This is a genomic window from Lacibacter sp. (genome assembly GCF_057361365.1).
In genome coordinates, this window is the sequence record NZ_JBMQSG010000011.1 from 427,851 (window position 1) to 451,368 (window position 23,518).

Annotated in this window: 16 protein-coding genes; 5 read left to right on the forward strand and 11 right to left on the reverse strand. The window is 40.2% G+C overall.

Annotation, left to right across the window (positions count from 1 at the left end; genetic code table 11):
* The first annotated feature begins 13 nt into the window (after positions 1–13).
* Positions 14–1,126 (forward strand): carboxylate-amine ligase, encoded by a 1,113-nt coding sequence (locus ACO1QW_RS11255; RefSeq protein ID WP_486258544.1) that lies wholly within the window; start codon positions 14–16, stop codon positions 1,124–1,126.
* Positions 1,127–1,177: 51 nt separating this feature from the next.
* Here the strand turns inward: ACO1QW_RS11255 and ACO1QW_RS11260 are convergent, their stop codons facing one another.
* The 4 genes from ACO1QW_RS11260 to glgB form a co-directional block, all read right to left on the reverse strand.
* Positions 1,178–2,371 carry a hypothetical protein gene (locus ACO1QW_RS11260; protein ID WP_486258546.1) on the reverse strand — a complete coding sequence of 398 codons (1,194 nt, stop codon included), beginning with the start codon at positions 2,369–2,371 and terminating at the stop codon, positions 1,178–1,180.
* Between the two features lie 53 nt (positions 2,372–2,424).
* On the reverse strand, positions 2,425–3,267 hold the full coding sequence (locus ACO1QW_RS11265) for a type 1 glutamine amidotransferase (RefSeq protein ID WP_486258548.1): 843 nt from the start codon (positions 3,265–3,267) through the stop codon (positions 2,425–2,427).
* 124 nt (positions 3,268–3,391) lie between these two features.
* Positions 3,392–4,423, reverse strand: coding sequence for a tetratricopeptide repeat protein (locus ACO1QW_RS11270; protein ID WP_486258550.1), 1,032 nt, complete (start codon positions 4,421–4,423; stop codon positions 3,392–3,394).
* Positions 4,424–4,526: 103 nt separating this feature from the next.
* Positions 4,527–6,476 (reverse strand): 1,4-alpha-glucan branching protein GlgB, encoded by a 1,950-nt coding sequence (gene glgB / locus ACO1QW_RS11275; protein WP_486258552.1) that lies wholly within the window; start codon positions 6,474–6,476, stop codon positions 4,527–4,529.
* Positions 6,477–6,662: 186 nt separating this feature from the next.
* Between glgB and ACO1QW_RS11280 the strand changes: the two genes are divergently transcribed.
* Complete coding sequence (locus tag ACO1QW_RS11280) at positions 6,663–9,440, forward strand: outer membrane beta-barrel protein (protein ID WP_486258554.1); 2,778 nt, start codon at positions 6,663–6,665, stop codon at positions 9,438–9,440.
* Between the two features lie 20 nt (positions 9,441–9,460).
* Positions 9,461–10,204, forward strand: coding sequence for a GLPGLI family protein (locus ACO1QW_RS11285; RefSeq protein ID WP_486258556.1), 744 nt, complete (start codon positions 9,461–9,463; stop codon positions 10,202–10,204).
* Between the two features lie 73 nt (positions 10,205–10,277).
* On the opposite strand, the gene ACO1QW_RS11290 is transcribed toward ACO1QW_RS11285, so the two are convergent.
* The 5 genes from ACO1QW_RS11290 to ACO1QW_RS11310 all read right to left on the reverse strand — a co-directional run bounded on the left by ACO1QW_RS11290 (position 10,278) and on the right by ACO1QW_RS11310 (position 16,822).
* Positions 10,278–10,715 carry a DUF805 domain-containing protein gene (locus tag ACO1QW_RS11290; protein ID WP_486258558.1) on the reverse strand — a complete coding sequence of 146 codons (438 nt, stop codon included), beginning with the start codon at positions 10,713–10,715 and terminating at the stop codon, positions 10,278–10,280.
* 52 nt (positions 10,716–10,767) lie between these two features.
* Positions 10,768–12,624 (reverse strand): glycoside hydrolase family 13 protein, encoded by a 1,857-nt coding sequence (locus ACO1QW_RS11295; protein WP_486258560.1) that lies wholly within the window; start codon positions 12,622–12,624, stop codon positions 10,768–10,770.
* A 43-nt stretch (positions 12,625–12,667) separates the two neighbouring features.
* A complete protein-coding gene (locus ACO1QW_RS11300; RefSeq protein ID WP_486258562.1) occupies positions 12,668–13,993 on the reverse strand; it encodes an MFS transporter in 1,326 nt (441 codons plus the stop codon).
* Positions 13,994–14,084: 91 nt separating this feature from the next.
* Positions 14,085–15,371, reverse strand: a complete 1,287-nt coding sequence (locus tag ACO1QW_RS11305) for a glucose-1-phosphate adenylyltransferase (RefSeq protein ID WP_486258564.1) — start codon at positions 15,369–15,371, stop codon at positions 14,085–14,087.
* A gap of 35 nt (positions 15,372–15,406) precedes the next feature.
* Positions 15,407–16,822 carry a glycogen synthase gene (locus ACO1QW_RS11310; RefSeq protein WP_486258566.1) on the reverse strand — a complete coding sequence of 472 codons (1,416 nt, stop codon included), beginning with the start codon at positions 16,820–16,822 and terminating at the stop codon, positions 15,407–15,409.
* Between the two features lie 134 nt (positions 16,823–16,956).
* Between ACO1QW_RS11310 and ACO1QW_RS11315 the strand changes: the two genes are divergently transcribed.
* Positions 16,957–18,405 (forward strand): MFS transporter, encoded by a 1,449-nt coding sequence (locus tag ACO1QW_RS11315; RefSeq protein WP_486258568.1) that lies wholly within the window; start codon positions 16,957–16,959, stop codon positions 18,403–18,405.
* Positions 18,406–18,446: 41 nt separating this feature from the next.
* Complete coding sequence (locus ACO1QW_RS11320; RefSeq protein WP_486258570.1) at positions 18,447–19,412, forward strand: ROK family protein; 966 nt, start codon at positions 18,447–18,449, stop codon at positions 19,410–19,412.
* Positions 19,413–19,464: 52 nt separating this feature from the next.
* Here ACO1QW_RS11320 and ACO1QW_RS11325 read toward each other — a convergent pair whose 3' ends face one another.
* On the reverse strand, positions 19,465–20,490 hold the full coding sequence (locus ACO1QW_RS11325) for a dipeptide epimerase (protein ID WP_486258571.1): 1,026 nt from the start codon (positions 20,488–20,490) through the stop codon (positions 19,465–19,467).
* 154 nt (positions 20,491–20,644) lie between these two features.
* Positions 20,645–23,332 (reverse strand): 4-alpha-glucanotransferase, encoded by a 2,688-nt coding sequence (locus tag ACO1QW_RS11330; protein ID WP_486258573.1) that lies wholly within the window; start codon positions 23,330–23,332, stop codon positions 20,645–20,647.
* Positions 23,333–23,518 lie beyond the last annotated feature (186 nt).

A 23,518-nucleotide genomic window follows, 5' to 3' on the forward strand; every position in this document is an offset into this window, starting at 1 on the left:
CCGATTATCAAAAATGGGTAACATTAATTATAAACAGTTCACACTCGGTGTTGAAGAAGAATACATGGTGTACGATCCCACAACAAGGGAATTAAAAAGCCATGAACAGAAGATTGTAAGCGAAGGGCAAAAAGTTATCAGGGATAAAGTAAAGGCTGAGATGCACCAGGCTGTTGTGGAAGTGGGCACTGATATATGCCAGGATATTGATGAAGCAATTACCGATGTATCGTTACTGCGAAAAACAATTAGTAGCATTGCCAGCAATCTTGGTTTGGCAGTTGGTGCAAGTGGAACGCATCCGTTCAGTCATTGGCAGGATCAGTTAATTACAGATCATGTTCGCTATAATCAAATTGTGAATGAACTGCAGGAAGCAGCACGTAGCAATCTCATTTTTGGTTTGCATGTGCATGTGGGTATGGAGAACAGGAAAATGGCGATTCACTTAGCAAACAGTGCACGTTATTTTTTACCCCATGTCTATGCATTAAGCACCAACTCTCCTTTTTGGGAAGGAAGGATGACGGGTTACAAATCGTTTCGTACAAAAGTATTTGATAAATTTCCCCGCACAGGTATTCCTGAATCATTTGATAGTATTGAAGCATACGAAAATTATGTTTCGTTACTGATCAAAACAAATTGCATTGACAATGCGAAAAAGATATGGTGGGATTTGCGTGTGCATCCATTCTTTAACACCATCGAGTTTCGTATTTGCGATGTACCAATGACGGTTGCAGAAACTATTGCCATCACTGCATTGTTCCAGGCCATTACTGCCAAGCTTTACAAGCTGCGAAATACAAACATGAATTTCATACAGTATCAACGTGCCTTAATCAATGAAAATAAATGGAGAGCTAGTCGCTACGGTATTGATGGCTATTTAATTGATTTTGGTAAGGAAGAAGAAACCAATACACGTGCACTGATTTACGAACTGCTCGATTTTGTTGATGATGTTGTAGATGATTTAGGTTGCCGCCATGCCATCAATTATATTCCTGAAATGTTGAACAAAGGAACAGGTGCAGACAGACAATTGAAAATATATGAAGAAACGAAAAGTCTTCCTTCAGTAGTTGATTATATAGGTCGAGAGTTTTTAAGTGGAACTTAATTAATTACCTATAAATACTCAACCCGTCTGATGCGCATGCACGACGGGTTTTTATTTTTCAAAATACGCCACACTCCCACCTACCCATGTTTTGTCTTTATTGTAACGTACACCAATCATCTTCCCTTTACTCATGCGTGCAAGATTAATAGCAGCATGCGGTCTTTCATCGCCATCGGGCCACACATACATCATACGTATTTCAACTTTTGCATGATCATCGGGCGTTTCAATAACATCAGCATATTTTACTTTTCGTTGCAGGATAAAATTCTCCGGATCTTTAATTGCATCAATATCTTCCTGTGTTACATCAATGATCACACCTTGTCCCGCAAAAGAAAACAAAGGCTTTAATACATAATTTGAAAGATCAGATGGCAATTGTTTGATCTCATTCAGGAAAAAAGTTTCCGGCACATAAGGATGGTTAATAAACGGCAATGTGAATTTGCTGATACGATAAAACCAGTTAGGATGTGGCACCCACTCTACATCTAAGTCCTGTGTTATGTCTACCACATCGCCCAGCTTTTCTTTATTGGCTTTGAGGTCATCAAAGATGATACGGTTATAAATTCGTTTGATCTCTATTCTTACTCCATCTTTAAAATAGAAAAGCTTTCTCCCTTCCTGAATCAGTTTTGTCAAGCAAACAACTTCAATTCCTGTGTAATCTTTGGTGCAGTAAAAATCGATGCGTGTTTTTTGTTCTTCAGGTTTTATTTCTAACAATATTACATTCTCAGTTGGCAAATTTCCTATGAGCAGTTTACGCAACATATCAATGTATGTTTCTTTCGTGTATCCGCTTAAGTACTGACTATAGTTTGATGGAATAGAAAAATGTCGTTCAATAACTTCCGGATAATAAACCTGGAAACCAAACAATGTTGGAAAGCCCTGCATCTCGATGAGTTGTGGCTCCAACTCACCACTTTCGTTGATGCAAACACCAAAATCAAAAGCGATCATGTGTGACTGCTTATTTTCATTCGGCACTTTTTCGCCTGCAGGAATTGCACGCTCGGTCATCTTCAAAAAATTGTCACTGCATATGATATCGACAATACCTTCACAGGCATCTATCAGTTTTTGTTTAAATTCTTTGTCAATAAACACAGGCGTTTCGCAAACATGAAATTCAATTTCACCCGGATGTTTACTGTGCAGATCTGTTAAGAAAGCTTCATATTTTTCAACGGTAAAGCTGCTGTTAAATGCCTTGCGAATAGACGGAACCATAGAAGATGATTTGTCTTCTAAAAGTATCAGATTTTATTTACATCAGAAAGACTTTATGCTTCTACTGCATCCATTGAAAATACAGCGTGGTGCAGGAAGTTGGGAAGTATATGAGAGTAAGTCAATAGAATTTTATCAGGATCTTCCAGGTGTTCGATCATGCTCTTCCACTTTTCAAATCCATGATTATCGATCACTGTTTTCTTTTTGTCTTCCTTTTGCAGGTACATGCTCATACCAATAGCGTCGGCTTCAGGATGAAATTGTGTGCCGATCATGTATTGATTAAATCGTACACCCATTATAGCTCGTTCAAATGGCACATGCGGACGTTCCTTTTCAATACAAAGCAACCTGGCTCCAATTTCACGAAGATGTTTATGATCAGGCTGTATCACCTGGTAATCACGACTGTCCACTGCGTAGAAAGGATCTCTCAATCCGTTAAAAATTACTTCATCGGAAGCGTTACCAATAAAATGAACAGGAAAAACACCAAAGGCAGTTGATTTGCGACTGCAAACATTGCCAACAGTAAAATAGCGGCAGGCTAATTGAAAAGAGTGACAAATAAAGAACACCGGTTTCTTTTGTTCATTGAGCGAATTATCGTTCCATGCTTTTACTTCTGTAATCCATTGAAAGAATTTGTTTTCCCATACAGTTCCTTCACTTTCCAGAGGACTGCCGGGCCCACCTGTGGAAATAAAAAGATCGTAAGCAGATGGATCAGGTACTTCACATTTTCCCCGCACATCAAACTCATCCCAACTAAGATCCAATACATTCATATCAGCAAAGCTGTTGAGTATTTCACGTATACAACGCATGCCCTGGTTGGCAACGCCATCATACATATCCAATATTGCAACACGCACCTGTTTTACATCTGCCATAAACGGCAAATTTATTGATTTTTTGATGTTTCAACAGTCGTTCATCTATCCACAAATGTGTAGAATAAAAAAACGGGCCGCAAAGAATTGCAGCCCGTTGTCTATAAGGAATCGCAAAAAAATCTTACATACCCATGTCCATTTTCTTCTGCTTCAAACTATTTAGAGATGGGTCCATTTCAATTGCTTTATCGCAAAGAGCCATGCCTTTATCTTTTTGACCCATTTTTTGATAGGCCATACCAATCATATATAAAGCTCTTGCGTTTTTATTATCTGTTTGCAACACCATATCCCAATTGTCGATGGCATCTTTGTAACGCCCCCCTTTGTACAACGATTCAGCTAATGCATAGCGAACTGTTAAGCTGTGTGGACGTTTCTCCAACGACTTCTCAAGGTTTTCGGTTGACTTAGCAAAATTGCCAAGGTTCATATAGCAATAAGCTACGCTTTCAAAGAAATCAGCATTTTGTTGCCAGCCACGTTGTGCTGCAAGCTCAAATGTTGCAATTGCATTTTTGTCATCAGGTATGGCATAATAAACCATTGCCATTTCGTAGAGATAGCGTGCATTTTTCTGATCGGCATTCGCTGCTTTCTGGTAATAAGGAATCGCTTGTTTGTAGCGCTCCATTTCAAGATAGCTACGGCCAATAGTATAAAACATTACGGCATTTGAAGTGTCCGTTTCAGCTGCATGCAGCAAGCGGTTGATGGCCTGTGGATAATCTTCTAAATAGTAATGACACATACCTGAGATATAATGCATGGGTTTATCCTTATGCAATTTCTCCCACTTTGACGTAAATTCTAAAGCATCTTTATGTCGGCCAAGATTGAAATACAGGTTTGCCAGCTGTTGAAAAGTTGCTTCGTTGTTGGGTTCCAGCCTGTGCCAGCGTGTGTAGGCATCAACTGCCTGGCGATAGTTCTTACTTTCCATACCATATTCACCCATTGCTTTAAGGGCTTCAATGTTGGAGGTGTCGTACTTTACAGCCTGCTCAAAAAGATTGATAGCCAATTGGATACGACGCTCCTGTTTGGCGGTAATGGCTCTTTGTAAAACGGCGTTGGAACTGTCCCTGTTCTGTGCAAGTGCACCGTAGGAAAGAAGTAGTGAAGTAGCGGCAATAATTAACCGGGTTTTCATGGGATTTCTATTTTGGATATTGTGTAAAATTAGAGATTATAAATTTAGTTACAAGCGTACTTCTACTCGCATAAATCTTGCCATTTTTTACGTAACTAAGTGTTTACTTTAGCAAAATTGCACCCAAAGGAGACAAATGCAGATTTAGCTCGTACCAGCCAGCTTCTTCGTCCACCACCCGCATGTCAATTTCCGGGTTAAACACATCCCCCGTACCCCAGAATTTCTGATCATTGCTATTGAAAAGCTCCGTCCAATTTTTCTTGCCTTGTAGGTGCAGTTTCCAATCTCTTCGAACAACCGGTGTCATGTTGAGCACCACTACAATATCGTCGTCAGGTTTTTTGCCCTTGCGCCTGTAAACCATCACCGATTCTTTTCCATGGTTAAGATCCACCCATTCGAACCCGAATTTATTGAATTGATTTTCGTACAACGCTGGCTCTGATTTCAGCAAACGGGCAAGTGTCTTTACACATTCCAGTACGCCTTTATGCGAATCGAACTGGAGCAAGTCCCATTGCAGTTCGCTTTTGTAATTCCATTCGCTTGTTGCACCAAATTCGTTGCCCATGAATAGCAACTTACCTCCCGGATGCGTGAACATATAGCTATACATTAATCTCAGGTTGGCAAATTTCTGCCACTCATCGCCGGGCATTTTATATAACATCGGGCTTTTCCCATGCACCACTTCATCGTGACTCAAGGGTAACATAAAATTTTCGTCGTAATAGTACATCATGCTGAAAGTGAACTGATCCTGTTGGTATTGCCTATAGAATGGATCTTGTTTGAAATATTTCAACGTATCATGCATCCATCCCATCATCCACTTCATGCCAAAACCTAAGCCATCACCAAATGTTGGCTTGCTGACGCCGGGCCAATCCGTGGCTTCCTCGGCAATGGTCTGCACATCGGGGAAGTCACGAAAGATGGTTTCGTTCAAATCCTTGATAAATGCAATGGCCTCAAGATTTCCATCGCCCCCATGTTCATTGGGCTCCCACTGCCCTGCCGTGCGGGAATAATTCAGTTTCAACATCGATGAAACAGCATCCACTCTTATTCCATCAATATGATATTTCCGGAACCAATGCATGGCACCGCTGATGAGGAACGATTTTACCTCTCCACGTTTATAGTTGAAGATATAGCTGTTCCAATCGGGATGATAGCCTTTGCGCATATCAGCATACTCGTAGGTATGTGTGCCGTCGAACATAAACAATCCATGTGCATCGTAAGGAAAATGAGAAGGCACCCAATCGAGAATAACACCAATGCCTTCATTATGGAATGCCTCTACTAATTGCATAAATTCCTGCGGTGTTCCGTAACGGGATGTTGGTGCAAAATAACCGGCTCCCTGGTAACCCCAACTGCCATCAAACGGATGTTCCATAATTGGCATCAACTCTACATGCGTAAAGCCCAGTTCTCTCACATAGTTCACCAACTTGTCACGAAAGAAATCATAAGAGTGATAAATCTCTTCGTTGTTTTTATCAGGACGCATCCAACTGGCAAGATGCACTTCATACACACTCCATGGTGCATCAAGTTTATTATGTTCTTTGCGTTTCTCCATCCAGGCTGTATCCTGCCATTCGTAATCGAGTTGCCATGTTCTTGATGCAGTGTTGGGTCGCACTTCCCAATAATTAGCATAAGGATCACCCTTATCTAATTTCTGCCCGGCATAACCATGAATGTGATATTTATACGATTCGCCTTGTTTAAGATTGGGAATAAAGCCTTCCCATATTCCTGAACTATCGAGACGAACAAATAACGGGTGACTTTCTTTATTCCAATCATTAAAACTTCCAAACACGGAAATGAAAGTGGCATTGGGTGCCCACACCGCAAAATAATATCCTGTTGTACCCATCACTTCCATCAGGTGCGAACCAAATAATTCATCGCAACGATAATTCGTTCCATTTTGGAAATTGGCGATATCATCTCCCTCAAAACGGGAATAATTCCAAACCGGCTTTGTAGTATCAATGAAATGATGGTCTTCGTATTTCTGCACAGTTCCCATTGGCTTTGGTTTTTATGTTGAATGCTAACAGTTATTTATCAATAAGCACACTTGTAAAAAAATGAGTTGCCGTTTGTATGGAAATATAACACTTTAACATCTTTCATACATTATCTGTAATAAAAAGATTCTAATATAGCGGTCAATTATTAAAACCAAAACCTTCATCATCCCTTAACCAACACCATGCAATCACCCAAACTCTTACTGCTTATCAGTATCTGCTTGTTCTGTTCTTTCCAATCATTCAGTCAGCAAAACAAAATTTCCGGATACATTACCGATACGAGTTCGGGAAAAAAACTCAGTCATGCGGTTGTGAGCCTCATCCGCACACAAGATTCCATTCTTGCAAAGTTTACACGCACAAACGAGGAAGGTTTTTTTGAACTGAAGAATATTCCGCAAGGGAAATATATTTTTATGATCAGCTATCCGGGTTATGCGGAGTATGTTGATGAAGTAGACATTAATGGGGATGTTGCGTTAAACAAAACTGTTACAATTATTCCCCGAAGCAAGCTGTTGGAAGAAATCATTGTACAACAAAAAGTAAGCGCCATCCGAATTAAAGGTGATACTACAGAATATAAAGCAGATAGTTTTAAGGTTGATGCAAACTCAAATGTGCAGGAGTTATTAAAACGTTTGCCTGGCTTACAGGTAAACTCAAAAGGTGAGATAACTGCCCAAGGACAAAAAGTAGAAAAAATATTGGTTGATGGTGAAGAATTTTTTAGTGACGATCCTGCAGTTGTTACGCAAAACCTTCGTGCAAACATTGTAGATAAAGTGCAGGTGTTTGATAAGAAAAGTGAGCAAGCCGAATTTACAGGTGTTGATGACGGACAGAAAACAAAAACAATTAATCTTGAATTAAAGGATGATAAAAAGAAAGGATACTTCGGGAAAATTGAAGCAGGTACCGACTTCGACAATTACCGTACTGGTAAAGCAATGATCAATTCGTTTAAGAAAAAACAAAAAATTGCTGGCTACATCATTCATAATAACACAACATTTGAAGGGCTTAACTGGAATGAGCAGCGCAACTTTGGAAGTTCTTCGAACGACAATATGATGGTGATGGAGGATGGCGGAATTATGATCTGGAATGATGGTGGTGATGAATTTGCCAATGGCCAGGGTTTACCGGTAGCAACAACTGGCGGCCTTTCCTATATCAACAAATGGAATAAAGACAAAAACAGCATTAACGGAAGTTACCAATTCAATGATCAAAATGTAACGGGTCGTAACGGAAGCATTACACAAAGTATTTTAGAGAACAGCAGTTTTACCAATACAACTTCTGAAGTATTTAATACCCACCGCCGAAGGCACAAACTGAATGCAATCTATGATTGGAATATCGATTCAAGCAGCAGTTTGAAATTTAAAGCAAACGGATCATTTGTAACCGGTCAACGAGAAAACATTTTCAGTGGAGAGAGTTTTGGTGACGACGGAAATATGATCAACAAACAAAGCCGAACAACCAATACCCAAACGGACAACCGTGATTTCACTTCGGAATTAAGTTTCCGCAAGCGTTTAAAAAAGGCGGGGCGTACCATTAGTTATACTGGCAACTTCAGCAATAACACAAAAATCGGAGACGGTTTTCTCTTTTCAAACAACCAGTTCTTCGACAACACCGGGGCACAAACGGGTGAGCTGGATATTGATCAGAAAAAAACAAACAACGAGCGCCAGCAAACAATACAGAATAGTATTATTTATACCGAACCGCTTAGCAAAACCTGGAATCTTGAATTAACTTATAAGAATAGTTTCGGTCGTAATGATGCCGAACGCAATACACTTGAACGTCCCACTCCTAATGATAAACACACGGATATCGTAGATACATTGAGTAATCATTTCTTATTCCGCACTACTGATCATAGCGGTGGGTTTTCATTCCGCTATAATGGTAAAAAAATTGTGGCTTCATTTGGTACAGGGGTTGGTCGCACGAATTTCAATCTTGAAGAATTGAATAAAAGAGAAGTTCGCACAATTGCCTTTACCAATTTGTTGCCGAGAGCAAGCATCCGATTCTCACCAAAGAAGCAGAAAAGCTTTACTTTATCTTATAACGGCAGCACGCAAAATCCAACTTTACAACAGATCAATCCTATTATTGACAACATTGATCCTTTGAACATAACAGTGGGCAATCCTGATCTGAAGCAAGCGTTCCGTCATAACTTTTCGATCAACATGAATGATTACAAGATCATTAAAAGCAGGAATTTTTATCTATCAGGAAATTTCTCTTTTGTGAATAATGCAATCACTAATTCAAATACACTGAATGTACTCACAGGACAACGGACCAATAAAACCATTAACAGCAATGGAAATTACAATGGTAATGTTTGGACCATGTACGGATTTGAAGTGTACAAAGGAGTAAACCTCAACTTTAATGCGAATGGCAACGTAAGTCGTTTCATTAATGAAGTGAATGGCATTCGAAATGTCAGTGACAATTATAGCATTGGTGCAGGCCTGGGCCTTGGCAAGTGGAGCGATAAATGGCTCAGCTTTAATCTGAACATTGAACCACGTTATAACAACTCACGTTCTTCCATTAACAAAGGAATTATTACAAAATACTGGAGCGTAAACGCCTACCCTTACATTGAAACGAAATTCAAAAAACAAAAGTTATATTTCAATCTAAACGGCGAATTGAATGTTTATCAAAAAACTTCAACATTCGCTAACCAACGAAATGTATTTCTGTTAAACAGCTCTCTACGTCGCACATTTAGTAAAACAGATGCATTTGAAGTAAAACTATCCGTAAATGACCTGTTGAATCAAAACCTCGGTATCAGGAGAAACATCAACAGCAACTTCATTTCTGAAAACACATTCCAGAATATCCGTCGTTTTTGGTTGCTAAGCTTCACCTGGAATTTTACCAAGAACGGATCACCTTCTAATTTCTAACCTTATCAATGCAGATAAATATGAAAAAATATTTCTTGTTAAGCCTTTTATCAGTTGCATCTTTTATTGCTCAGGCACAGGTGAAATTTATTAGCACCGGGCGAATTGAATTTGAAAAACGCAGCAATCAATTCTCTTACTACGACCAGGAAGATGATGGAAGCCCTTGGGTAGCTGAAATGAAAAAATCATTTCCGAAAATGGTAACGGAAACGTATGTGATGGAATTCAATGAAGAAAAAAGCGTTTACAAAATGATGAAAGAAGATCCATCAGGAAAATATGTTTGGGGAAGAAAGCCCAGTGAAACCGATATCACTGTAAAGGATGTTAAAACCGGGCAAATTGCTTTGCAGCGTGACATATTTGAACAGACTTACCTGGTGAAAGACAGTATGCGTAATTACAAATGGCGCATGACAAATGAAACAAGAACTATTGCCGGGTTTGAATGCCGCAAGGCAGTAACCATTATTTCAGATTCGGTTTATATTGTTGCGTTTTACACGGAAGAAATTACTGTTAGCAGCGGGCCCGAAAGTTTTGGTGGTTTACCAGGAATGATACTTGGGCTTGCAGTACCCCGTTTACAAATGACGTGGTTTGCAACAAAAGTTGAATTAAAAGAACCAACAGCAGCTGCACTTACGCCGAAACAAAAAGGGAAAGCAGCAACATGGGCCAGCTATGAAAAAGATTTGAACAAGGCCATGAGCGAATGGGGTAAATATGGTGCAAAGGTTTTGTGGAATAGTATGCTATAGAATGCAATGATTGATCCAAAATAAAGCGGCAGAACTTTCGTTCTGCCGCTTTGCATATACAACAACTTCGTTATTACTTCCCCGTAAATTCCAATTCAGGTATGCCTGGATTTTTTGGGTCATCGCCATAATTATTCGGATAACTATTTCCTTCTGTACATAACCATACCAGCATAATAATCGGGCCGGCAATTGGAATAAAGTAAATCAGGAAATTCCATCCGCTTTTATTCAGATCATGCAGACGGCGTACCAATACTGCAAGACTGGGAATAAGCATTGCAAGTGCGAAGAGGCCAATAATGCCCACTCCGGTAAAACCAATCAAGTCTGAGTTGTTGACACCGCCAACAATAATCACAATATACAGGGGAATGTAGATGATGATATTTACCAGCACAAAATTCCAATACTCAGCTCTGCGGGCACGGCCGCTGAAGTTGGCGTAATTTTGAAATACTACTTTTTTCCACCAGTCGAACAGGTTGAAGTTAGATTCTTGATTTTCCATTTTTTGTTTTTTAGGGTTTTTGATTATTGAGATAAAAATATAAAAGACTTCGTTATTTCAGTTCCAATACTAAATTCGATACGGGCATTAGTTGCAAATTCTTTTCTAGCGTAAACTGAACTCCTGCCGCTACATCATTTGCAATTTGAAAACCTTTTAATCTTTCTGCGAAACGTGTAAGATCAATTGTCTTTGCTTCTGCATTCGTATTCATCACACACATAACCGTTTCCTTTACATCATAACGGAAGTAAACGTAAACGCCATCGATTGGCAAGAATTGCATGAGCTTGCCCGTTTTAATAGCAGATGATGTTTTACGGAAATTAGCCAGTCGTTGAATATAATTAAAGATTGCATTTTCTTTTTCTGTGCGCCCTGCGGAAGTAAATTTATTCGTCTTATCTCCCTCCCAACCACCAGGAAAATCTTGTCGAACATATCCATCGTTCGGTGAAGTTAAACCCGTCATTAAAATTTCATTGCCATAATACATTTGAGGAATACCACGGAAAGTAAGCATCCATGCGAAAGCCATCTTGTATTTCGCTGTATCTTCCCCCACTACTGAATAGAAACGTGGCAGATCATGATTGTCTAAAAAGATTACCTGGCGCATAGGATCTTTATACAGGAAATCCTGCGCTGTTGTGGTGTAGAGTTTATTTACACCTTCTGTCCAACCAAACTTTTCATTGCAGGCTGGTTGTATTCCGTAGAATAACGTTTGAAAATCGGTTGTGGCCTGCAGGTTGCTTTTATATTTGATCGTATAGTTGTTCTCACAGAAGAAACTTTGATTAGGCACACCGTGCACCCATGTTTCTCCAAAGATGCTGATCTTAGGATATTCATCATACAAGGCTTTATTGCAACGATTCATAAACGCAAGATCATTGTAAGCGTATGTATCGATGCGCCAGCCATCAATGCCGTATTCTTCCACAGTCCACACAGCATGTTGAATTAAAAAGTTTGCAACAAAAGGATTGCTTTGATCCCAATCGGGCATCGAGGGCACAAACCATCCATCACTCATGATGCGTTTATCTTCGGTGGCAGCGTAAGGATCAAAGAGAGTCTGATCTTTATAATTGGTTTGCGTAAACTTCGGCCAGCGATGAAACCAGGTACTATCGGGTTGATCTTTAAAAAGTATGTGCTGCAGTCCAACATGGTTGTACACTGCATCCTGTATTACTTTTAGCCCTTTTGCATGAGCAGCATTGATTAGTTGCTTATATGCCTGATCGCCGCCCAAACGCCGATCAATGCGATAATGGTTCGTAAAAGCATAACCATGCTCTGTACGCTCAGGCATATTATTTTCAATAACAGGATTCAACCACAAAGCTGTAACTCCAAGATCACTTAAGTAATCGAGTTTATTCTGAATACCTTTCAAATCACCGCCATGGCGATTGAAAACCGTATCCCTACGAAGTGTTTGATCTAACATGCCAGGCACACGATCATTTGACGCATCGCCATTGCTGAAACGATCGGGCATGATGAGGTACATCAGGTCAGATGAAGTAGCTCCGTTTGCATATGCCGTTCCATTTCCTTTACGACGTGGAACAAGATCAAATTCAAAATTTGATTGTTTGCCCGTTGCATTTTTCGAACGAATGCCGATAGTTCCGGCTTTAGCACTTGGCGCTATCGTGATGTCTAACACAACGTAATTGCTGTTACTGAACTTATTTACTTTGTTAAGTGTAACACCGGGATAAGTAATAGCGAAGCCGTTATGCTTTCCAACATCATTGCCACGGATCATCAATTGGATTTTGTTATACTTCATACCTACCCACCAGTTAGATGGATAAAGTTCATAACTGCTTTGTGCAAAAGAAAAAGTTACTGCTGTTAACAGTAACTTGAATATTAAAAATGTTTTTCTCATAATGTAAATCTTAATAGATCAAAAGAATAATAAGGCAAAAAAACTAAACACGCTGACGTTGTTCACGAACAAAAAGAAAACAGATGATGGCTGCTAAAATCATTAACCCACCACCAATTTGTACAGCAAGTAACCGGTCGTTGTTTAATACATTGCGCATTAACCAACCAAAGCCAAGCGAAGCGATGATTTCGGGCAATACGATAAAGAAATTGAAGATGCCCATGTAAATGCCCACTTTCTCTTTAGGTAACGAACCACTGAGCATTGCGTACGGCATGCTTAAAATACTTGCCCAGGCAACACCTACACCCGTCATACTTAAATACAGCATGTATTTATTTTGGACCCATGCCACGCTTATTAAACCAATGGCACCCGCAAGCAGGCAAAGAGAGTGAGTTAATTTTCTTCCAAACCTGTCGGCAATAAAGGGCAACACTAATGCAAACAGAAATGTTACAACGCTGTAATAAGAAAGTGTTAAGCTGCCAAAGTCGGCCCCTTCTGCATATACGGGATCGCTTGCATCTTTACCGCCAAATACATTTACCGCAACTGCAGTGGTATAATAAAACCACATGAGAAATAAACCAGGCCATGTGAAGAACTGTACTAATGAAACGATCTGCATGCGTTTGGGCATATTCTTTAGCGCATGTAAAATTTCATTTACACCGTGAGCAATTCCACCTTTCTTTTCTTCATCTTTTTGAATACCCATCTCTTCCGGTGAATATTCCCTTGTGGTAAACACCGTGTACAATACAGCTGAAAGAAAAAAGAACGCACCTAAATAAAAAGACCATTTTACATTCTGTGGTATTTCACCAAGTGCAGCAGTATTTTCAAGGTGAAACACATTGCGCATGATCCATGGCAATGCTGATGCGATGCTTCCACCTAAACCAATCATTAAACTTTGCATGATAAAGCCCCTGTTCACTTGTGAATCGGGCAGCTTATCGGTAACAAATGCACGAAAAGGCTCCATGGAAACATTTCCAAACACATCAAGCACCCATAACAAACCAGCAGCCATCCACAATGCACTGCTGTGCGGCATTGCTATCAATGCAATGGAACTTAATATAGCACCGATCATAAAATACGGACGACGGCGTCCCCATTTCGGATGCCAGGTATTGTCGCTCAAATAACCAATGATGGGTTGCACAAGCAAACCAGTTAAAGGAGCAGCAAGAAAAAGAATGGGAACTTCATCGGGGTTGGCACCAAGGTTTTCGTAAATACGTCCCATGTTGGCACGTTGTAAATCCCAGCCAAACTGGATCCCGAAAAAACCAACACTCATGTTGACGATCTCAACAAGACTTAATTTGGGTTTCGAAACAGAAACATTCTGCATAACAGTAAATCATCTTCTGTCCCGGACAGAAGATGATGTTTAGGTTCATAATCAATAGTAGTATAATTAACCTCTTCCCGGGTGAGAAAGGTTATATCACAAATCCGTCTGGAATAATAGCGCCTTTCTTGATCACCACAATTCCATCTTTCACTGTGTAAAGAGAATGATCGGTATTAGGCAAATGATGACCGCCGTTAATGCGCACATCATTACCAATGCGACAGTTCTTGTCAATGATCGTATTCTTAATGTAACAACGTTCGCCGATTCCTATCTTTGGAATACCACGAGCAGTTGCATGATTCATTTCATCTAATGTTTCAAAATAATCGCCACCCATGAGATAACAGCTTACGATAGTTGTACCATGACCGATGCGTGTACGAATACCAATCACGCTGTTTTCAATACGGCTTGCAAGAATAATTGAACCTTCCGCAATAATTGTTTTCTCCAACGTAGTACCACTAATCTTTGCAGGAGGCAACATACGTGCACGTGTGTAAACAGGTTTTGTATTGTCGAACAAGTTAAAATCAGGTATCTCCTGAGTTAATGCAAGATTCGCTTCAAAGAAAGAGTAGATATTACCGATATCAGTCCAGTAACCATCGTACTGGTAACTTACCACTTTGTATTTTTCAATCGACTTAGGCATGATTTCTTTACCAAAGTCGGTAGCATCTTTGTATTCTTCCTGCAACAGATCGATCAACAATTGTTTATTGAAAATATAAATACCCATTGATGCCAGATAGATGCGACCCATGCGCCCCATGTCTTCACCCGTGTCACTCACCCATTCTCCCAGTATTTCTTTCTTTGGTTTTTCGATGAATGACGTGATGCAGCTTTTATCATCAGCTTTTAAAATACCAAACTCAGGTGCTTCACGCTCTGCAACAGGAATGGTTGCAATGCTGATGTCGGCACCACCTGCCACATGATCTTCGATCATTTGCTGAAAATCCATTTGGTATAATTGGTCACCGGAAAGAATCAAAACATAATCTGCTTCATGTTGCTGCACATGGCGGATACATTGACGAACAGCATCAGCGGTTCCCTGGTACCAGCCAGAGTTGTCAGGCGTTTGTTCAGCTGCAAGAATATCAACAAACGCATTGCTAAACATACTGAAATGATACGTGTTCTTGATGTGTTTGTTAAGCGAAGCAGAATTAAACTGTGTCAACACAAACATGCGGTTAATGCCCGAATTGATACAGTTTGAAATGGGAATATCAACTAACCTGTATTTACCTGCAATAGGAACTGCGGGTTTACTACGACTTGCTGTTAACGGATATAAACGTGTGCCGGCGCCACCACCAAGGATAACAGCCAATGTACTTTTTGCAGCTGATTTACTCATATGACTAATTTAAGTGTAAGGGTCTTGTTCTAAAATTATCGCAAACTTTGGTATAAAGCAAGATATTGTTGAACGCTGGATTGCCAGCTGAAATCGAGCTGCATCATTCGTTTACGTGCAGCAGTAAATTTCTCTTTGTTATTGTACAATTCACATGCACGCCACACGGCATTGCAAACATCACCTACTGATGCATTATCAAACACCAATCCGTAACCTTCCGGTAGCAGGATGTCTTTTACAGTATCTCTCAAACCACCGGTGTTGCGAACCATGGGTACTGTTCCGTATCGCATGGAGTACATCTGGTTTAAACCACAGGGTTCAACACGACTCGGCATCAGTAAGAAATCAGCACCAGCATACATCAGGTGACTTAATCCTTCGTTATAGCCAATGTAACAACTATAATCATTTTGTGAAATGGTTGTCATGCCGTTGAGCTTTGCTTCCACTTCGGGTTCACCACTGCCAAGAATGAGGAAATTCATTCTTCTTCCAATGTAATAAAACGAATCACCAATTACACCGGGCAACAGATCTGCTGCTTTCTCTCCCACCAAACGACCAATGAAAACAAACAAAGGTTTATTGATATCGAGTCCGAAGGTTTCGCACAACTGGGCTTTGTTTTTTGCTTTTCCCTCTTCAACTGTTTTAAGTGAATAATCATGCTTGATATACTTGTCCGATTCCGGATCCCATACTTCTGTATCAATTCCGTTTAAGATGCCGCTGCATTTACCTTTCTCATATTCAAACAAAGCTTCTAATCCATTGCTCATGTACTTGAGCTCATCCATGTAACTGTTACTTACAGTTGTTACTTTACTTGCACATTTAACGGCACTTGCCAATGGATTGATACTGGCACCCCACTCCAGCATTCCACGTTTCCATTCATCATAAGGCGGAAGAAGAGTACTTTGTTCCCAGGTCATCCAACCCTGGTATTGTGCATTGTGTATTGTTAATACAGTTGGAATGGAAGAAAGTTGATTATACCGGTAACAATGTTGCATCATAAAGGGAATTAACCCTGCATGATAATCGTGCACATGCACCACATCTGGTTTAAACTGCCAGGAAGCTATCCAATCAACAACGCACACCTGGAAGGCAGTGAAACGTTGCACATCATCATCGTATCCATAAATTTTTTCCCGATCGAGTAATCCGTTTATATCAACGAGGTAAAGACCAAAGCCAAGCAAGTTGGTTTTTTCTTTTATGATGGTATAGTCGAAGAAGTAATCGCCAATATTTGTATAACCCTTGTGCACCACATCCCATTCATTGTTGAGAAGGAATTTGGTTTTATACATGGGCATTACCACTTTTGCCTGGTGACCTGCGTCCTGCTGATATTTAGGTAAAGCACCAACCACATCGCCCAAACCGCCTGCTTTGGCTACTGGATAACACTCGGCACTCACATGAAGAATTTCCATTGGCAAGAGATTATAACTATTTGTTGCATTGAATATAGGAAGGACTTTTGCTTACACCAAAAAACAATAAATAATTTTTCGCAAAGCAATTTCTTGCATACTTTCAGCCTTTACAAACAACTACTAATTGATTTATGTCTCAGCAAACAAAATGGTCTCAATTTGGGGTACTCATCTCCGTGTTCTTTTTCTGGGGATTTGTAGCTGCTTCAAATGACATCTTAATCCCCGTTTTTAAAGAGAAACTCAATCTTGAACAATGGCAATCGCAAATGGTATCGTTTGCATTTTATGTTGCTTACACGGTTGGTTCAATAATTTATTTTTTGGTATCGAAAGCAATGGGTGGCGATGTACTGAATAAGATCGGCTACAAAAACGGTATCTCGTTAGGTCTTATCATTTCTGCATTGGGAACGCTTTTATTTTATCCTGCTGCTGAAAATGCATCGTTCGGATTAATGATAACCGGCTTGTTTATTGTTGGTCTTGGTTTCTCTCTGCAACAAACTGCTGCAAATCCTCTTGCCATTGTAATGGGCGATCCTAAAACAGGATCGCAACGTTTAAGCATGGCAGGCGGCGTAAACAACTTTGGTACAACCATTGGCCCGTTGATCGTAAGCTTTGCAATATTTGGTTCTGTTGGCGCATCCAATGCCGCCAGTATTGAAAGTATCAAAACTCCTTACCTGATACTGGGAGCAGCTTTCCTGATAGCAGCCGTTATTTTCAGAATGTCTTCGGTTCCTAATAAGATCGACCTTGATGCTGTTGCAAGCTCTGAAGCAGAAGATACATCGAAAGTAGTACACAAGAAAAGTGTATTGCAATACCCGCAGCTTGTGTTGGGTATGATCGGCATTTTTGTATATGTTGGTGTTGAGGTGTCAACTGCATCAAACCTGCCGGAGTTTATGAAACAACATCTCAACACTCCTACAGATCAGATCGCTCCTTATGTTTCCTTATTCTGGGCGAGCTTAATGATTGGCCGTTGGACATCGGCAACGGGTGCATTTGGTGTTACAAAAAGTACGGCACAAATTCTCCGTTTCCTGATGCCTTACATTGCATTTGGTGTATTCCTGTTGGTAAACGCCATTGCTCAGCACGATCTTTCTAAATTCTTTATTTATGCTCTCGTTATTGTATTTATGATCGTGGGCGATATTATGAGTAAAGGAAGTCCTGCACGTTTATTACTCATTTATTCATTGATGGGCATCGCTGCCTTGTTTATTGGTATGTTGGCTGATGGAATGGTAAGTGTTTATGCATTTATCAGCGTTGGCTTGTTCTGCAGTACCTTATGGCCTTGTATATTTACGCTGGCAATTGCAGGACTTGGTAAACACACGAATGAAGGCGCAAGCTTTTTGATCATGATGATCATGGGTGGTGGTATCATCAGCTTGTTGCAAGGTGTGGTAGCCGATGACGCAATTCTTGGTATTCAATGGTCGTATTTGGTTGGTGTGGCATGTTTTGCTTACCTCGCATTTTATGCTATTAAAGCAAAATCGATTTTGAAATCGCAGGGCATCGACTACGACAAACTTGAAGGTGGTGGCGGGCACTAATCAACAGGAAAAATATTTGCTATAATAAAGTAGAACGAATTATGATCAAAGATTATGCAGTAGGTATTGACATTGGCGGCACAAATACAAAATTCGGAATTGTTGACCGTAAAGGAAACATCCTGGAGCAGGGCCGCATGCGTACCGATGCACATGAAAATGCAGAAGATTTTATTGAGGAATTACATGCGAACTTAACGAAGCTGATTGCATCGCATGGCGGCAACGAAAAATTTAAAGGCATTGGTGTGGGCGCACCTAACGGCAACTATTACACCGGCACAATTGAATATGCTCCAAACCTTAAATGGAAAGGCATTATTCCAATGGCCGAACTGATAGAGAAAAAATTTGACTTGCCTACCAAACTCACTAACGATGCAAATGCCGCAGCAATGGGTGAAATGATGTATGGCGTTGCAAAAGGCTTAAAACATTTTATCACTATTACGCTTGGTACCGGTGTGGGCAGTGGAATTGTGATTGATGGAAAAATTGTCGTTGGTCATGATGGTTTTGCCGGTGAGCTTGGCCACGTAATTGTAAAACCCGGTGGCCGTTTGCATAAAGGAACAGGCATGCGTGGTTCATTAGAATCATATGCTTCTGCAACGGGTGTTAGAGAAACAGCCATTGAATTTCTCACCAACGAACCTGAAACATCGAGCTTGTTGCGAAATTATTCTATAGATGATCTTACAAGCGAAACGGTTTACAATTGTGCCATACAGGGCGATGCAATTGCGAACAAGATTTTTGAATTTACCGGTGAAGTATTAGGTGAAGCACTCGCCAACTTTGTGATGTTTTCATCGCCGGAATCAATCATTCTCTTTGGTGGTTTAACCAAAGCAGGCGACTTAATTTTAAAGCCTACTGTGCAGGCCATGGAAGCAAACCTGCTCCCTATTTTCAAAAACAAAGTAAAAGTAATCTTTAGTGATCTGAAGGAAGCAGATGCTGCTATTCTTGGCGCAAGCGCATTAGTGTGGGAAAGTGAACATTAAGATTGAAAAAGTCTTACAAGATAAAATGCCGGGCAATAGCCCGGCATTTGTTTTATTCAAACAAGTTTGTTGTAATTCCGAGTCCGGGTTTTTCACTTACACTTACTTTACCATTCGTATAAGTTAATCCCGTTGCAATATCCTCAGCCAAGAGCAACGGACCATCCATATCAACATAATCAACTAATGGAGCAAGATGTGCTATAGCAGCTGAGCCAATGGTTGATTCATTCATGCAGCCAATCATGATCTTCATATTAAGCTCTCTTGCTTTATCAATCATTCGTTTTGCAGGCGTTATGCCGCTGCATTTTGTAAGTTTGATATTGATGCCATGAAAGTATTGATGACATTTCTCTACATCAGCTTCAACTACGCAGGCTTCGTCAGCAATCAATGGCAAAGGCGACTCGTTGAACAGCACTTTCATTCCTTCCCAATTATCTTTTGCAAGCGGCTGCTCAATAAACTCAACACCTAACTCTTTCAACTGCGGAATTTTTTCCAACGCTTCTTCCAGCGACCAACCCGCATTTGCATCTACACGAAAAACAGCATCGGTATGTTTTCTTAATGCAGCTACCAGTTCTACGTCACCCGGCACGCCCACTTTTATTTTATAAATGGGCCATGGTTTTTCCTGCATCTTTTCCACCATCTTTTCTATTGTATCAATTCCAATTGTATAATCGCAGATTGGCGATTTGTTATCATCTAAATTCCAGAATTGATACAGCGGCTTGTTTCTAAGTTTTCCATACATATCCCAACTGGCTATATCGAGTGCGCACACTAAAAAATTATTCTGCGGAAATAAATGGTGCAGGTAATGCCAGTAACGCCCAGGATCGGTATACGCAAACTTTTCTACAAACATTTTTTTGCGATCAAGGTCTTCCGCCATTTTATCAACGGGCAAATTATAATAAGCAATTGCAGGAGCTTCGCCATAGCCTTTGGCACCACGATGTTCAAGTTCAACTATGAGTGCGGGCTGATGTGTTTTTGTTCCTTTTGAAATTGTAAACGGATAACGAAAGGGAAGGTCAGTTTTTTTATAACGTACTTGTAAAGGCATCAAAAAAATGTATGAGGTAAAAGGTATAAGGTGAATAAGCAGCTGCAAGTTACACGGTTTAATGTAGAAGGCAGAAGGTTTAAGGCAAGACAAAGAAGCTAGAACCTACTACTTAAAACTTAACAACTCAAAACTTAGAACCCACCGACTTTCTTCATCCTCTCCCACTCGCCACAATCAGTTCTTTCAGCTCTTCGTTGAATTCTTCTTGATGTAACAAGTCTTCCAAACTAATGTGCATTCTGTAGCGCCAGTAATGTTTGGGGTTTGCAGGAACATTGATGCGTTCATCATTTGGATTTTCTCTACGCAGTTCACCATTCATACCAAGCAATTCCTGTATTTGAAAAATGCTCCACATAGCAGGTGAATATAAATGTTGTGCAATAATTGTACGTACGATCCATGGCTCGCAATAGTAAGGTGCTTCACCCCGCTGCCGAATTTCGTGCGTATAAAATTTTTGCGTAAGTGTTCTGTTTTCTTCCCACCATCCACGTATGGTACTCATATCATGCGTGCTTGGCGTAACCACGCTTAAATACGGTGCAGTGGAAGGATGAAAAAATTGTTTCGAAGGATCTTTCGGCATGCGTTGAATTTCCAGGCTCAGCATTCCTAATTGATTCATCACATCCGGAACACAGTCGGGCACCATTCCAAGATCTTCGCCACACACCAACATATTGGTTGATCGTTTCAGGTAGGGCAATTTAGCCAATGCTTCTTTACGCCATGCATCGTCCTGCCTGCGATAAAAATAATTGACGTACAGATCTTCAAGTTTTCTTTTTGAATCAGCATCAAGATAACGGAACGATGAAGTTGAACTCATGCTGATACGGAAATGAAACTGCTGCGACTGACTTCCTTCCACTTCAAACAAGATGACATTGCTGATGCAATCGTATAAACCATGTTTCAACCAATCGTTATGATCATTTGCTTCAAGCTTTGCAAAATGTGCTTCTACTTTTCGTTGCGTGTTGAATTCTTCTTTCAAATCAAACCGTCCTTCACCTATATCATTCAAGTATGGTTTTAATGTTTCTGTATCGCCAGCCATTAATTCACTCAACACATCATCATTAATAAATGGGCGACAAAGGCGCTGGTAATCGAACCACATTCCACGTTGTGCAAATTCGTTAATATGAACAGGCGTAGCAGGAACAAAATATCCAAGTATGCCTTCTACCGCATGCATAGGAATACTCCAGATGCGGAAGAAACCAAGAATATGGTCAATGCGAAATGCATCAAAATAATTACTCATTTGCTCAAAACGCTGACGCCACCATTTAAAACCGTCCTGGGCCATGCGTTGCCAGTTGTAAGTTGGAAAACCCCAGTTCTGTCCCTTCACTGCAAAATCATCGGGCGGTGCACCCGCCTGCATACTCATATTGTAAAGTTCAGGCTCAACCCACGCATCACAACTGTTGCGATATATACCAATAGGAATATCGCCTTTCACAACAATACCATTTACATGCGCATAAGCCGTTGCAGATTGCAATTGCAAATGCAGATGATATTGAATAAAATAATACAAAGCTATTTCGTCGTAATGCTTTGTAGTGGGATCAACCAGCTCCTGAACGGCATGCTCATCATATACCGAATGAGATTTCCATTTACTGAAATCAGGCGTTTTATATTTATCACGCAAATAACTGAACGCTGCATAAGGCACCAGCCAATGGCGATGCAAATCAAAAAATTCGAAGAACAATGTGTCTTCGTGCAATGCTTTTTTTTGCTCTGCATACAATTCCTTTACCGCAGCCCATTTCACTTTCATTACTGCTTCATAATCTATATCCACGAGCTCATTCAACTCCTTTTGTTTCTTTTTTAATGATTTAACAACAGGATGATTGGCTTTACCGGCGACCGTTTCAATATTGAGATAAATAGGATGTAATGCAAATGCTGAAATGGCGGCATAAGGATACGAATCCTGCCAGCTATGCGTTGCAGTAGTATCATTAATGGGCAGAATCTGAATGAGTTTCATATTCACTTTCTTTGCCCAATCAACCAACGCTTTGATGTCTGTAAACTCACCAACACCTAAACTCTTTTGCGTACGTAAACTAAAAACCGGAATGGCCACACCAGCAGCTTTCCAGGTTGTATTCGGCAATTGCGCAAACCCATCGTGTAATAATGTGATCTTCTTTTTGCCATAGCTGTCGTAAAGGATACGGTTGTTACCGTTTTCAAAAACAAAACTTTTTGTTTTTGTATTGTACACAGCGTATTTGTATGCAAAAGGAAAACTTTCTTTGGAGAAATCCAGTTTTGCTGTCCACCAGTTATCTTCCAACTGCATGATCACCGGGTCAGTGCTGCTCCACTTTGCAAGAGTTTCGTTGCTGCCGGAGATGCATAGCACTTCATGTTTTTTTAATAAAGGAGCTTTTATTTTAAAGATATGCGTTGTGGTTTTCAGCGGTTTTTGTTTGGGTGACTTGTGCAGGGGAAGCAACACATTGGTAAATGGCTGTGTATAAAAAGCATTTTCAAATTCACCTGCATGGTTCCAGGTATCGATCAACGTTAATTCATCTACATTCAACTTCATTACATCCACTAACCTGTCGTTACCCCATTCAACAACCACTTCATCTTTTTCATTTTTAAGAATATAATTATACTGGAGAACGTTTTCGAAATCTTTTCCTAGATCAATACTTACCGTCCAGAATTCATCTGTTAAGTATTGCATGGGTAAAGCAGCAGCAGGGTCGCTATTGCCAAGTGCCTCACAATTTCCCGACACAAAGAGGCTTTGGCCATACTGCGTAAAAAAACGCAGATAGAATTGAATCTTCATAATCAACAATTGGGCGGTAAAATAGTGAAATTCCGAGGTTTATAGCCTAACAACAATAAAAAACCGGTATGATTTTCAATACATCACGGTTAGAAAACGTTTGCGGAGAAATTAAAAGGCCCGGTTCTCCAAATGATCAGGCAGTTTCAAGCGGTCGATTCCGCTTTTCAACCAATCAGAAGCCTC

Excerpts from the sequence above, each read along its gene's own strand:
- ACO1QW_RS11255 (WP_486258544.1), top strand. The coding sequence starts at position 14 with ATGGGTAACATTAATTATAAACAGTTCACACTCGGTGTTGAAGAAGAA.
- ACO1QW_RS11260 (WP_486258546.1), bottom strand. The coding sequence starts at position 2,371 with ATGGTTCCGTCTATTCGCAAGGCATTTAACAGCAGCTTTACCGTTGAA.
- ACO1QW_RS11265 (WP_486258548.1), bottom strand. The coding sequence starts at position 3,267 with ATGGCAGATGTAAAACAGGTGCGTGTTGCAATATTGGATATGTATGAT.
- ACO1QW_RS11270 (WP_486258550.1), bottom strand. The coding sequence starts at position 4,423 with ATGAAAACCCGGTTAATTATTGCCGCTACTTCACTACTTCTTTCCTAC.
- glgB (WP_486258552.1), bottom strand. The coding sequence starts at position 6,476 with ATGGGAACTGTGCAGAAATACGAAGACCATCATTTCATTGATACTACA.
- ACO1QW_RS11280 (WP_486258554.1), top strand. The coding sequence starts at position 6,663 with ATGCAATCACCCAAACTCTTACTGCTTATCAGTATCTGCTTGTTCTGT.
- ACO1QW_RS11285 (WP_486258556.1), top strand. The coding sequence starts at position 9,461 with ATGAAAAAATATTTCTTGTTAAGCCTTTTATCAGTTGCATCTTTTATT.
- ACO1QW_RS11290 (WP_486258558.1), bottom strand. The coding sequence starts at position 10,715 with ATGGAAAATCAAGAATCTAACTTCAACCTGTTCGACTGGTGGAAAAAA.
- ACO1QW_RS11295 (WP_486258560.1), bottom strand. The coding sequence starts at position 12,624 with ATGAGAAAAACATTTTTAATATTCAAGTTACTGTTAACAGCAGTAACT.
- ACO1QW_RS11300 (WP_486258562.1), bottom strand. The coding sequence starts at position 13,993 with ATGCAGAATGTTTCTGTTTCGAAACCCAAATTAAGTCTTGTTGAGATC.
- ACO1QW_RS11305 (WP_486258564.1), bottom strand. The coding sequence starts at position 15,371 with ATGAGTAAATCAGCTGCAAAAAGTACATTGGCTGTTATCCTTGGTGGT.
- ACO1QW_RS11310 (WP_486258566.1), bottom strand. The coding sequence starts at position 16,822 with ATGGAAATTCTTCATGTGAGTGCCGAGTGTTATCCAGTAGCCAAAGCA.
- ACO1QW_RS11315 (WP_486258568.1), top strand. The coding sequence starts at position 16,957 with ATGTCTCAGCAAACAAAATGGTCTCAATTTGGGGTACTCATCTCCGTG.
- ACO1QW_RS11320 (WP_486258570.1), top strand. The coding sequence starts at position 18,447 with ATGATCAAAGATTATGCAGTAGGTATTGACATTGGCGGCACAAATACA.
- ACO1QW_RS11325 (WP_486258571.1), bottom strand. The coding sequence starts at position 20,490 with ATGCCTTTACAAGTACGTTATAAAAAAACTGACCTTCCCTTTCGTTAT.
- ACO1QW_RS11330 (WP_486258573.1), bottom strand. The coding sequence starts at position 23,332 with ATGAAGATTCAATTCTATCTGCGTTTTTTTACGCAGTATGGCCAAAGC.